Annotated in this window: 10 protein-coding genes; 7 read left to right on the top strand and 3 right to left on the bottom strand. The window is 69.7% G+C overall.

What is annotated here, in order from left to right; translation table 11 throughout:
• The 3 genes from ACIBNA_RS25830 to ACIBNA_RS25820 form a co-directional block, all read right to left on the bottom strand.
• The coding region (locus ACIBNA_RS25830) for a S8 family serine peptidase (protein WP_399167496.1) at positions 1 to 1,927 on the bottom strand (1,927 nt) is incomplete at its 3' end.
• A gap of 717 nt (positions 1,928 to 2,644) precedes the next feature.
• The gene (locus tag ACIBNA_RS25825; protein ID WP_399167495.1) at positions 2,645 to 2,902 is read right to left on the bottom strand and encodes a helix-turn-helix domain-containing protein; all 258 of its coding nucleotides are present in this window, start codon (positions 2,900 to 2,902) and stop codon (positions 2,645 to 2,647) included.
• Positions 2,902 to 3,516 (bottom strand): hypothetical protein, encoded by a 615-nt coding sequence (locus tag ACIBNA_RS25820; protein ID WP_399167494.1) that lies wholly within the window; start codon positions 3,514 to 3,516, stop codon positions 2,902 to 2,904. The genes ACIBNA_RS25825 and ACIBNA_RS25820 overlap by 1 nt, the downstream gene beginning before the upstream one ends.
• A 353-nt stretch (positions 3,517 to 3,869) precedes the next feature.
• On the opposite strand from ACIBNA_RS25820, the gene ACIBNA_RS25815 reads away from it, so the two are divergent.
• The 7 genes from ACIBNA_RS25815 to ACIBNA_RS25785 all read left to right on the top strand — a co-directional run bounded on the left by ACIBNA_RS25815 (position 3,870) and on the right by ACIBNA_RS25785 (position 12,636).
• Complete coding sequence (locus ACIBNA_RS25815) at positions 3,870 to 4,850, top strand: hypothetical protein (RefSeq protein WP_399167493.1); 981 nt, start codon at positions 3,870 to 3,872, stop codon at positions 4,848 to 4,850.
• A 153-nt stretch (positions 4,851 to 5,003) separates the two neighbouring features.
• Positions 5,004 to 6,389, top strand: a complete 1,386-nt coding sequence (locus ACIBNA_RS25810; RefSeq protein WP_399167492.1) for a nitrate/nitrite transporter — start codon at positions 5,004 to 5,006, stop codon at positions 6,387 to 6,389.
• Between the two features lie 194 nt (positions 6,390 to 6,583).
• A complete protein-coding gene (locus tag ACIBNA_RS25805; RefSeq protein ID WP_399167491.1) occupies positions 6,584 to 7,735 on the top strand; it encodes a uroporphyrinogen-III synthase in 1,152 nt (383 codons plus the stop codon).
• Positions 7,736 to 7,974: 239 nt separating this feature from the next.
• The gene (locus tag ACIBNA_RS25800) at positions 7,975 to 8,568 is read left to right on the top strand and encodes a CGNR zinc finger domain-containing protein (protein WP_399167490.1); all 594 of its coding nucleotides are present in this window, start codon (positions 7,975 to 7,977) and stop codon (positions 8,566 to 8,568) included.
• 373 nt (positions 8,569 to 8,941) lie between these two features.
• A complete protein-coding gene (locus tag ACIBNA_RS25795) occupies positions 8,942 to 9,463 on the top strand; it encodes a sigma-70 family RNA polymerase sigma factor (protein WP_010039908.1) in 522 nt (173 codons plus the stop codon).
• Complete coding sequence (locus ACIBNA_RS25790; protein WP_399167489.1) at positions 9,463 to 10,290, top strand: anti-sigma factor family protein; 828 nt, start codon at positions 9,463 to 9,465, stop codon at positions 10,288 to 10,290. The genes ACIBNA_RS25795 and ACIBNA_RS25790 overlap by 1 nt, the downstream gene beginning before the upstream one ends.
• Before the next feature lie 60 nt (positions 10,291 to 10,350).
• A complete protein-coding gene (locus ACIBNA_RS25785; RefSeq protein ID WP_399167488.1) occupies positions 10,351 to 12,636 on the top strand; it encodes a HelD family protein in 2,286 nt (761 codons plus the stop codon).
• The last annotated feature ends 123 nt before the right edge of the window (positions 12,637 to 12,759 follow it).

The following is a 12,759-nucleotide window of genomic DNA, read 5'->3' as shown; positions in this document are numbered from 1 at the left end:
CGGACGTCGACTTCAGCGGGTACGTCTTGCCGTCCGGGGCGACCAGGCCGATCTCCACGTCGCCGAGCCATTCGTGCGTGGCGTCCACGTACACCTGCAGTGTCTTCGGGGCGGAGCCGGTGAGCCCGCTGACCGTGATCGGCGATTCCACGGAACCGGCGTCAGGAATGGCGTGGTCGGTCTGGTTCTCGTGTGAGGGGAACGTCAGCGACCAGTTGTCGAGCGTGCCTTCGGCGCCCGCGGAGGTGTCCTGGAGCTGGAGCGTCCAGGTGCCGTTGGCCGGGGAGGCGCCGGCGGCGACCGTGTAGGTCTTGCTGAGCGTGCCGCCCGGATCCGTCCCGTTCGCTGTCTTGAGGGCGTACGTTTTGCCATCCGGGTCGACCAGGTCGATCTTCACCTCGCCGAGCCATTCGTGCGTGAGGTTCACCGAGACCTGCAGCGCCCCGGGGGCGTTGCCGGAGAACCCGTTGACCGTGATCGGCGACTGCACGGAACCGGCGTCGGGAACGATGTGGTCCGCATCATTGATGATCTTGGACGGGAGGGGCCTGGTGGCCGGTTCGGGCTCCGGCTCCGCTTCTCCGAGAGCCTTGCCGATGTCGATGCGGGGGGTGCTGACACCCGCCTCGGTGATGGTCGTCCCGGCCGTCTTCAGCAGCGACTCGAGGTCCGTGACGCTCTTGTCCGGGTAGGCCTGCTTGAGGCTGGCGAGGGCTCCGGTCACGTGGGGAGCGGCCATGGAGGTGCCGCTTTTGGAGTCATAGCCGTTGAGTACGGAGGAGATGATGCCGTTGCCGGGGGCGAACAGGTCGAGCAGTGGGCCGCGGTTGCTGAAGGAGGAGACTTCGTCGTCGTCGGTGGTGGAGCCGACGGCGATGGCGGAGGGTACGCAGGCGGGGGCGTTGACCGCGGTCTCGAGGCCGTTGTTGCCGGACGCGGCGACGGTGGCGACACCGGCGTCGAGCAACTTGTCGATGGCGGGCTTTCGGGCGTCTTTGGTGCAGGCGGTGGTGTAGCTGGCGGAGCCGAGGCTGAGGTTGGCGGCGATGACCGGAGTTCCGGCCTGCTGCAGTTGCCATACCTTCTCGAGCGCGGCGATCTGGGCGCTGGTGAAGCTGCGGACGCAGGGTGTGGCGGCGGCGGTGCCGCAGTACTTCGTGGAGTCGAACTTGCTGAAGACCTGGATGGCGATGATGTCGGCGTCGGGGGCGACACCGGTGGCGGGGGCTCCGGGGACGCCCGCGCCGTTGCCTGCGGCGATGCCGGCTACGTGGGTTCCGTGGTCGCATCCTTCGAGGGTGGCGCACGGTCCGCCGGCGGAGTTGGCGGCGCCGGTGCCTTCCTGCTTCGCTGTGCCGTTGGGGCACAGGCTGGTGGCGGAATAGGCGGCGTCGATCGTGGAGAAGCAGGCTTCGGAGACGACCCGGTCCTTGAGGAAGGGGTGGTTGGTGGCGACGCCGGTGTCGATGACGGCGATCGCACTGCCCTTGCCGGTCCTGCCCGCCTTGATGGCGTTGTCGCCGCCGATGAGGGGCACGCTTTCATCCAGCGTCGGAGGCACCGGTACGTCTTCGCTGACGCTGATGACGCCGTCCTGGGCTGCCAGTTCGTCCAGGCCGGTCCGGTCGACCCTGAGCGTGACGACCGGCAGGGTCGAGAAGGACTGCACCGTCTCGCCGGTGCTCGCCACGCTGGAGAGGTCGTCGCGGTTCTCGGTGACGACGTTGACGCGGACGGTGTCGCCATCGGCGGTCTCGTCGTACAGCGGCGGGTCGATCGGGTCGTCCTGCGTCGCGCTTCCCGCCAGGTCGTCCTCCGCTGTGTTGGCCGCGGCGGTGCTCGGCGATGTAACAGCATGGGCGGGGATCACGCCGAGGGTCACGGTCATCACCGTGGTGACGACCGTCGTCCATATCCGTCTTTTCATTTCGCTCTCGGAAGTAAGCAGGCATGACTCAGCATGCAGGGATGTGAGTGGAGAATTCCGGCATGAAAAAGCCGGGTGGCGAAACGTGTCTACGTGCGGTCTTCACGCACGGGCGTGACGCACTGGCGTGATCCGTCAGGAGGCCGTAGGGGAAAGCGGGCGGCTGAGCCGACCGCAGCGGCGACAGGGAGAGCGCTGTATTGCACAGGCACCCCATATAGACGGGTCCGCTTGATCGGATCGCAGAGTAGGGCGGCCGGGATCATGTCCGCAAGGCCCTCATGAACGGAACGAATGGCTCCGATTGCTGCGGCTGATTTCGGCGGCAAAACCCACCAGCGCTTACCTGGGGTTTTCGGAGGGTCGCAGGGTCACGCCTGCAAAACGGAAGCGGTGGCCACCACTTCCAGGCGGTCAGTATCTGCAAGTGCGTCAAACGGCATGATCCTGGGCGAAGTCGCGCCTTGGAAGTCGTCGCCCCCTCGTGTGAAGAGCCTCGCTCGACACCGCCTGTGTCGACGACATGTCGGCGTACGCCCGAACCGCGTACGCCGACGGAAGGGTCTCAGCGGCGAGTGAGCCACCGGCCCACGGCGATCACCGCGGTGATCAGGGCGACCAGGGCGACCGCGATCGCGATCTTCGTACCCGTATCCATGACGCTGAACATCTGGGTCTCCTTTTCAGGGGGGAAGTGTCGAGTTGGTCGTGCGGGGGTCAGGGCTTCCGAGGATTTCCGGAGGACGATCCGGGGTGGTAGCTGAGGAGGTCTCCCGGCTGGCACTGCAGGACTTCGCAGATCCGGGTGAGGGTGGTGAACCGGATCGCCTTGGCGCGTCCGTTCTTGAGCACGGACAGATTGACGTTGGTCACGCCGACGCGGTTGGCGAGTTCGGTGAGGGTCATGCCGTGCTCACTGAGGAGCTTGTCGAGGTGCACCTCGATGTCGTGACCCTCGGGGTCGTCGGCCGCCATCAGACGACCCCCTCGAGGTCCTCACGCATGGACGTGCCTGCGCGGGTGATCCGCGCGAAGGTCAGCAGACCGAGACCGGTCAGTACGGCCAGGTAGGGAGGTGTCCACATGCTCAGCCAGGTCCCGGCCGTGAAGTCCGCGGTCTTGGTCAGGGCCGCGAGCAGCGCCGCTTTGGCGTTGGCCTCGATGATCTCGGCGACCAGGCTCCCGACGAGCAGCCACCAGCCGAGCAGGCGGAGGCGGGATGCCGTCCGCACTGTGTAGACACCGTCCCGCGCCGCTCCCTGGAGGAGTCGGTGCAACAGGAAGAGGCCGCTGATCAGCAGCAGGGTCGACGGCAGTTCGCCGAGTTCGTCCAGGAGGCGCAGGAGCGCGTCGGGTGTCTCGGCGCAGTAGCGGGGGATCGAGTCGACCTGCATCCCGTTTTCGGGGATGAAGGCGTCGGCGGTGACCGAGCTGGTGGTCGACTCGTCGGCGATGCAGGCGTCGACGTCCGCCCAACTGCCGTGAATGACCGAGAAGACGAGCCCTGCCGTCAGGAAGACCAGCAGGGTGCGTAGGGCGAGGGACACGACCGTGGCCATGGGTTCGAGCATCTTCCGGTCTTCGGTCATGTTGCCCCACCCTGCTTATCGTTTATCGATGCTATCGATAAACGATAAGCGCCACGGGTGTGTGAAGCAACCGCACGGCGAAGACGGGGGGTGAGCTCACGGGGCAGGAGCCACCCGAGCAGGGCGAGGATGAGCGCCACGACCAGCACCCTCCACCATGTCGAAGGGGATCACCGGCAGGGCGGAGCGCTGCGCCTTCGGCGGTTCGGCCCCCAACTCGGCGGACATGGACTCTCCCCTTACCCGTGTGGGGTCCGCTAGAGGATCTTGGGCCCCTCTGCGCAATCCCCTCTCCGATGTGGAAAACTGCCCGGGTTGCGCTTGTGAACGTGTGGTCGGCGGGAGCGGTGGGGATGAGTAAGCGGCAGACACAGAAGATGCTGCGGCTGATGGCGAGCGGAGAACCGGTCGAGCTCACCAGCCCGATGGCGTCCGTGAAGAAACTCGCCCGGCTGGCCTTCGTCGCCCAGCAGTTCGGCTACGAGTACGCGGACGTCCGGCAGAGCACCGGCCGCAACGGCGCGCTCACCATGCTGATCCTGCCCGACCCCAGCCCGCAGGCCCGGGCCAGGGCCGCGCAGAACTGGGCGCAGTACCCGGGTGCCGGCGACGGTGTCTCCCTGCCGCCGCTTGTGCCGGACGCCTTCGAACTCCTCAAGGCCCGCATCAACTTCGACCTCACCGGCAAGAACGCCGAGAAGCGCATGGGCTACGTGGCCCTCGGCATCACCGCCGGCTGCGTGGTCCTCGCCCTCCGCACCGGCGGTGAGTCCTTCGACTTCATCGCGTCGGGTGTGGTGTGGCTGCTGTTCATGGCGATCCTCGGCATCGGGCTGTTGGTCACGCGGGGGCGCAACACGAAGTTCGCCGCGCGGTTGCAGGCGGCCGGCTTCATGCCGATGACCGATGAGAACGGGCGGGTGCGGTATCTGCCGCCGGGGCAGCAGATGCCGGGGCACGGCAATCCCTTCGCAGGCGGGCCGTACGGCGGCGGGCCGGGGGCCGGGGCCCCGGGACACGCGGGTGCGCCGGGTCAGCCGCCCGGGATGCCGGGCCAGCCCGGCGGGATGCCCGCTCCGGCCGGGGGCGCCCCCGCGGGTTACGGACAGCAGGCGCCGGGGCCGTACGCCCAGCCGGCGCCGGGCCCCTACGCAGCCCAGCCCGCCCCCGGCCCCTACCCCGCCCAGCCCGCCCCTGGTCCGTACGGAGGCCAGCCCGCGCCGGGCGCGTACCCTGGTCAGCCCGCACCGGGCCCGTACGGTGCTCAGCCCCCCGGCCCCTACAGTCAGCCGTATCCTCAGCAGAATCCCCACTGGCAGCCCCCGCAACGCTGACACAAGCCACCGAACCTCTCATCCCGCCCATGGCCGGGGTGAGAGCAAAGTTCCCTCGCGGTCACCCGCTGGCACAGCCACGAAACGCGTCCTCCCTACCTTCGGGTTCAGCCACTCGAAGAACGACCGAGTCCCGGAGCAAGTGGAGGCGTCATGACAGGCCCTGGCACGGCACCCGCACCCCCGAGCAGGGGCGGACGCTGGATCCAGCACTGGGATCCGGAAAACGAGACCTTCTGGAAGGAAACCGGGGAGAAGGTCGCGCGCCGCAACCTCTTCTTCTCCGTGCTCTCCGAGCACATCGGTTTCTCGATCTGGACCCTGTGGTCCGTCCTGGTCCTCTTCATGGGCCCGGAGTACGGGCTGACCCCGGCTGACAAGTTCATGCTGACCTCGGTGGTCACGCTCGTCGGCGCCGTCGTCCGCGTCCCCTACACCTTCGCCGTCGCGATCTTCGGCGGCCGGAACTGGACGATCATCTCCGCCGGCCTCCTCCTCGTCCCGACCGTCGCCGCGTTCGCCGTGATGAAGCCGGGTACCTCCTTCTCCACCTTCCTCCTCGTCGGGTTGCTGGCGGGCATCGGCGGTGGCAACTTCGCCTCCTCCATGACCAACATCAACGCCTTCTTCCCGCTGCGGAAGAAGGGCTGGGCCCTCGGCCTGAACGCGGGCGGCGGCAACATCGGCGTACCGGTGATCCAGCTGGCCGCCCTCGGGATCATCGGCGCCGGCGGCGGGCCGCGGGTGCTGCTCGGGATCTACATCCCGCTGATCCTCGTAGCCGCCGTCATGGCCGCGCTCTTCATGGACAACATCGAGAACGTGAAGAACGACACCGGTGCCGCCAAGGACTCCGCGCGGGACGCCCACACGTGGATCATGTCCTTCCTCTACATCGGAACCTTCGGCTCCTTCATCGGCTACAGCTTCGCCTTCGGCCAGGTCCTGCAGAACCAGTTCGGACGCACCCCGCTGGAGGCGGCGTACGTCACCTTCATCGGTCCGCTCCTCGGCTCGCTGATCCGGCCCCTGGGCGGCTGGCTGGCCGACAAGTACGGCGGCGCGAAGATCAGCCTGTGGAACTACGTCGGCATGGGCGTCGCGACGGCGATCCTGATCGGCGCCTCGATGGAGAAGTCGCTGGCGCTGTTCACCGTGGCGTTCGTGGTGCTGTTCGTCCTCAGCGGGCTCGGCAACGGCTCGACGTTCAAGATGATCCCGGGCATCTTCCAGAACAAGGCCCTCGCCAAGGGGCTGAAGGGTGAAGCGGCCGCTGCCTACGGGCGTCGCCTCTCCGGCGCCTCCATGGGACTCATCGGCGCGGTGGGCGCCCTCGGCGGTGTCGGCATCAACCTCGCCTTCCGCCAGTCCTTCCTCTCCTACGGCTCCGGCACCGGCGCCTTCGTCGCCTTCCTCGCCTTCTACGCGGTCTGCTTCGCGGTCACCTGGGCCGTATACCTTCGCCGCACGACTCCCCGGGTACCCGCCACGACGGCGACCTCGGAGGCGGAGCCGCAGCTCAGCTACGCCAAGGTATGACGCCGTGCTGATCCGGGGGACGACCCCCGGATCCCCGGCCGAAGCCCGAAGCCGTCGATCCGGCGGAAAACGGCATCGGTAACACGAGCGACATCAAGCCGATCCGGGCCTGTCACGAGCCGTTGACAGGCTCGATCGGCATGTAGGTACGCCGTACCCATGAAGTACGACGACTCGAGTGCGGGACGAGAGCCATGGACGAGGAAGAACAGCGACCGGACCACGGGCCCCTGGCGGGTTTCACCGTGGGCGTGACGGCCGCGCGCCGGGCCGACGAGCTGGGCACGCTGCTGCAGCGGCGCGGTGCCGCCGTTCTGCACGCCCCTGCCCTGCGGATCGTGCAGCTCGCCGACGACAGTGAGTTGCTGGGCGCGACGAAGGAGCTCATCCGCCAGGTGCCGGACATCGTCGTCGCCACGACCGCGATCGGTTTCCGGGGCTGGGTCGAGGCCGCCGACGGCTGGGGGCTCGGCGACGATCTGCTGTCGCGGCTCGGCGGAGTACGGATCCTGGCGCGCGGGCCCAAGGTGAAGGGCGCGGTCCGGGCCGCCGGGCTGACGGAGGAGTGGTCGCCGTCGTCGGAGTCCATGGCGGAGGTGCTCGACCGGCTGCTGGAGGAGGGCGTCGACGGGCAGCGGATCGCGATCCAGCTGCACGGTGAGCCGCTGCCCGGGTTCGTGGAGGCGCTGCGGGAGGGCGGGGCCGAGGTCGTGGGCGTGCCCGTCTACCGGTGGATGCCGCCGGAGGACATCGCCCCGGTGGACCGGCTCCTGGACGCGACGATCTCCCGGGGCGTGGACGCGCTGACCTTCACCAGCGCCCCGGCCGCGGCCTCCCTGCTCTCCCGGGCGGAGGAGCGCGGGATGCTCCCCGAGGTACTGGAGGCCCTGAGCCACGACGTGCTGTCGGCCTGCGTCGGCCCGGTCACCGCCCTGCCGCTGCAGTCCCGCGGCATTGACACGATCCAGCCCGAACGCTTCCGGCTCGGCCCTCTCGTCCAGCTCCTCTGCAAGGAACTGCCCGGCCGGGCACGCGCGCTGCCGATCGCCGGGCACCGGGTGGAGATCCGCGGCCACGCCGTCCTGGTCGACGGCGAACTCAAGCCCGTGCCGCCCGCCGGCATGTCCCTCCTGCGCGCCCTCTCCCGTCGCCCCGGCTGGGTGGTCGCCCGCGCGGAACTCCTCAGCGCCCTGCCCGGCTCCGGCCGCGACGAACACGCCGTCGAAACAGCCATGGCCCGCCTCCGCACGGCCCTCGGCGCCCCGAAACTGATCCAGACGGTGGTCAAGCGGGGTTACCGCCTCGCCCTGGACCCGGCAGCGGACACGAAGTACGCGGACGCGTGACCGCATCCGCGAGTTGAGCGAGATACCGCCACGCTGACACCCGCCGCCGCTCGGCAAGGCGTGCACGCCATGGCCGGAACCCGTGCCCGGGCGAAGCCCCCCCTCACGACCGGCCCGTGCGGGGGGTTTCCGGCGTCGCAGTGGGCAGGCACTGTAAGAGGGAACGGTTTCCCAGCCCTCTCACTGGCACCCCACCGAACCCCTCGCGACCGGGGTGCACCCTAGGCGGTGACAGGCACATGGCACTGGGTACGGCCACGGCCCCGTACGAGCTGCGCTTCGATGCCGGGCGGATCTGCCTCGATCTGCTCTCCACCACGCATCCGGAGGAACGGCTGGACTCCGTGGACGTGCTGCGCGCCTGGATCACCGGCTCCGGGCTCGTCCCGGCGGACACCGCCCTGGCCCACGCCGACGCCACCTGGCCGACCGCCTTCCGCGAACTGCGCGGCCAGGTCGACCGGTTGGTGCGCGGCTGGTCGGGATCCGGAGCCCGGGGTTACGACTTCGCGCTCGCGCGCGTCAACGACCTCGCCCGTACCGCGCCCCCCGCCCCGCGCGCCGTCCGCGGCGCGGACGGCGAACTCGTACGACAGTTGGACGGCCCGCCCGGCTGCCCCGCCCTGCTCGCGGCCGTCGCCCGGGACGCCGTGGACCTGATGACCGACCCGGTCGCCCGGGCGGCCCTGCGCCAGTGCGAGGGCGACAACTGCCCGATCGTGTACCTCGACACCTCCCGGGGACGCAGGAGGCGCTGGTGCTCCAGCGAGGTCTGCGGGAACCGCGAACGGGTCGCCCGGCACCGTCGCCGCGCGGCACTCACTCGCGCTTGAGTCCCTTTTGCCCTTCGCAGCAAGGGCGTTGGGTGGGCGCTGCATTCAATTTTCTTGTCCTAAATGCGACTTCTGTGAATGCGCTGTCGAAGTGATTTCGATTACACGCCGTTTACCTACGCCCCCGTAGGGAAGGCCTGGCTTGATCTTGCCAATGTGGCGGAAATGTAAAGGATGCGGGGTGGGAATGTGCGCCCATGTCCCGCTCGTCACGTCACTTCGAAGAAATCTGTCACGTCTCTTTGAACGCCCAACCGCTCGCGTCCGTACGGCATGTGGAGCGACCGACTGGGGGAACCCCCGGACACCGGAGGTGGGCGTGCGCAAGGATTCCGTCGTGGCCAATGAACGTGCACCGAGGGCCCGACATCGCATGTCCCAGCCCTCGGAACCCGACGAGGAGCTGATGCGTGCGCTCTATCGCGAACACGCCGGACCCCTGCTTGCGTATGTCCTGCGCCTGGTCGCCGGAGACCGGCAGCGCGCCGAGGACGTCGTGCAGGAGACGCTCATCCGTGCCTGGAAGAACGCCGGACAGCTCAATCGAGCGACCGGATCGGTACGCCCCTGGCTGGTGACGGTCGCCCGGCGCATCGTCATCGACGGCCACCGCAGCCGGCAGGCCCGGCCGCAGGAGGTCGACCCGTCGCCGCTGGAGGTCATCCCCGCGGAGGACGAGATCGACAAGGCGCTGTGGCTGATGACTCTGTCGGACGCACTCGACGACCTGACCCCCGCCCACCGGGAGGTGCTCGTCGAGACGTACTTCAAGGGGCGTACGGTCAATGAGGCGGCCGAGACCCTGGGCATACCCAGCGGAACCGTCCGCTCCAGGGTGTTCTACGCCCTGCGTTCGATGAAGCTGGCACTGGAGGAGCGGGGGGTGACGGCGTGATGAGTGTTTACGGGGGAAACCAGGGATTCGGTACGGGAGGCATGGGTATGTCTGGACCCATGCAGGGATCTCCGGTGCCGAACGAGCACGAGACCGTCGGCGCCTACGCTCTCGGCATCCTCGACGACGCCGAAGCAACCGCTTTCGAAGCCCACCTCGCGACCTGCGAATGGTGCGCCCAGCAGCTCGACGAGCTGGCCGGCATGGAGCCGATGCTCGCCGCCCTCGCCGACCTGCCCGGCTCCGGCACGCCCGCGATCGGCGAGTCGCTGTCCGCGAAGCCCCGGCCGCGCCTGGTCGAGAAGCTGGTCGACGAGGTCGCCGACCGCCGCGCCCAGAAGCGCCGCCGCAGTTTCTACATGGTGGCCGCGGCCGGCGCGCTGATCATCGGCGGCCCCTTCGTCGCGGTCGCGACGAACGGCGGCGGTGACGGCGGCGGCGCGGAGAACCGCCCGCTCGCCTCCAGCCCCGCCAAGGAGGCCTTCGACGGCATCTCCGACAAGATCTCGGCCACCGACCCGAGCACCAAGGTCACCGCGACGGTCGCCCTCCAGAAGAAGGACTGGGGGACGGGCGTGGTCACGGAGCTGAAGAACGTCAAGGGCCCGCTCAAGTGCGCCCTCGTCGCGGTCGGCAAGAACGGCGAGCGGGAGACCCTGTCCTCCTGGTCCGTCCCGGAATGGGGCTACGGCCTGCCGGACGCCAAGTCCGAGAAGGCCAAGGAGCCGCTGTACGTCCAGGGCGGCGCCGCCTTCGAGCCGAACGAGATCGACCACTTCGAGGTAGTCACCTTCGACGGCAAGCGGCTGGTCGAGGTCGACGCGTAGCCTTACCGGGTCCCCTTCGCGTACGGTGGACGGCTGCCCAGCACGTCAGAAGGGGGCCCGGTGGCCGCTCAGGCTCCACAGGAAACCGCGCTCGACTCCCTGAGAGACAGAGAGATCGGCGTCGAACAGGAACACCTGGACCGGGTGTACCGGCGCCTCGAGGAGAAGATCCACGAGGCCGAGTTCCTCATGAACGACGCCGCCCAGCGAGGCCAGGTCGGCACGCCCGGCGCGCTCGCCGAGCGGGACGCGCAGGTCTTCCGCGCCGGCATACACCTCAGCCGGCTGAACAACGAGTTCGAGGACTTCCTCTTCGGCCGCATCGACCTGCTGCGCGGCAAGGACGGCAAGAAGGGCCCCGACGGCGCGTACACCGCCGTGGAGCCCGCCGAGGGCGCGGTGCGGGAGGACAACACCGCCGACATCGCCGAGACGCTGCACATCGGCCGCATCGGTGTCCTCGACCAGGACTACGCCCCGCTGGTCATCGACTGGCGGGCCCCGGCCGCCGCTCCCTTCTACCGGTCGACGCCCGTGGACCCCGGCCGGGTCGTCCGCCGCCGGGTCATCCGCTCCAAGGGACGCAAGGTGCTCGGCGTCGAGGACGACCTGATGCGCCCCGAGCTCACGGCCTGCCTCGACGGCCACGAGCTGCCCGTCATCGGCGACGGCGCCCTGATGGCCGCGCTCGGCCAGGCCCGCAGCCACACCATGCGGGACATCGTCGCCTCCATTCAGGCCGAGCAGGACCTGGTCATCCGCGCCCCCGCCGCCTCCGTCACGTACGTCGAGGGCGGCCCCGGCACCGGCAAGACCGCCGTCGCCCTGCACCGCGCGGCCTACCTCCTCTACCAGGACCGCCGCCGGTACGCGGGCGGCATCCTGATCGTCTCGCCGACCCCGCTGCTCGTCGCCTACACCGAGGGCGTGCTGCCCTCCCTCGGGGAGGAGGGGCAGGTCGCCATCCGCGCCATCGGCTCCCTCGTCGACGGCGCCGAGGCCACCCTCTACGACTCCCCGGCCGTGGCCCGCGCCAAGGGCTCGTCCCGCATGCTCAAGGTGCTGCGCAAGGCCGCGCGCGGAGCCCTGGAGCTGAACGATTCACCGGCCCGGCTGCGCGTGGTCGCCTTCGGCCGCCGCCTGGAGCTGGAGGCCGAGCAGCTGGCGGGCATCCGCCGCGCCGCCCTCGGCGGCACCGCCCCCGTGAACCTGCTGCGCCCCCGCGCCCGCAAGCTCCTCCTGGACGCCCTGTGGGAGCAGTCCGGCGCGGCCGGCCGGCACACCGACCCGGAGCTCGCCGCCGAGCTGCGCTCCTCCTTCGACGAGGACATCACCTCCGAGGACGCCTTCATCGAGTTCCTCGACGCCTGGTGGCCCGAGCTGACCCCGGCGGCCGTCCTGGTCGCCATGGCCGACGAGCGGCGCCTCGGCCGCTGGGCCCGGCGGATCCTCAACCCCGGCGAGATCCGCAAGGTCGCCCGCTCCCTCAGGCGCGACGGCCACTCGGTGCACGACATCGCGATGCTCGACGAGCTCCAGGCCATCCTCGGCGCCCCGGCCCGCCCCCGGAAGAGGCGCGAACTCGACCCGCTCGACCAGCTCACCGGCCTGGAGGAGCTGATGCCGGTGCGCGAGGAGTCGCAGCGCGAACGGGCCGAACGCCTCGCGCAGGAGCGCACCGAGTACGCGCACGTCATCGTCGACGAGGCCCAGGACCTCACGCCCATGCAGTGGCGCATGGTCGGCCGCCGCGGCCGGCACGCCACCTGGACGGTCGTCGGCGACCCGGCCCAGTCCTCCTGGTCCGACCCGGACGAGGCCGCCCAGGCCCGCGACGAAGCCCTCGGCACCCGCCCGCGCCGCCGCTTCGAGCTCACCGTGAACTACCGCAACCCGGCCGAGATCGCCGAGCTCGCCGCCAAGGTGCTGGCCCTGGCCATGCCCGGCTCCCAGTCCCCGAAGGCGGTCCGCTCCACCGGCGTCGAGCCCCGCTTCACGGTCGTGGACGACACCTTGGCCGAGACCGTCCGCGCCGAGGCCGCCCGGCTGCTGGAGCGCGTAGACGGCACGGTCGGCGTGGTCGTCGCCATGCAGCGCCGCGAGGAGGCCCGGCGCTGGCTCGCCGGGCTCGGCGACCGGGTCGTGGCGCTCGGCAGCCTGGAGGCGAAGGGCCTGGAGTACGACGCGACGGTCGTGGTCTCCCCGGCGGAGATCGCCGACGAGTCCCCGGCCGGTCTGCGTGTGCTCTACGTCGCACTGACCCGGGCCACCCAGCAACTCACGGTCGTCTCGGCCGAACGGGACGAGCCCGACGCGAGGGGAGTGCCGGACCTGCTCAGGGACTGATCCCGGCCTTCCGGCGGACCGCACCTCGCTACCCACTTGTCGGCGAGATGAACTCCCGGTACGGGAATGGCCTTACGGGATCTGTTTGTTAGCCTGGATGTGGCACCGGCCCGATCCAAGCCC

Source organism: Streptomyces sp. NPDC050164, assembly GCF_044459945.1.
GTDB lineage: Bacteria > Actinomycetota > Actinomycetes > Streptomycetales > Streptomycetaceae > Streptomyces > Streptomyces coeruleorubidus_A.
This window is presented reverse-complemented; position numbering and strand designations above follow the sequence as displayed.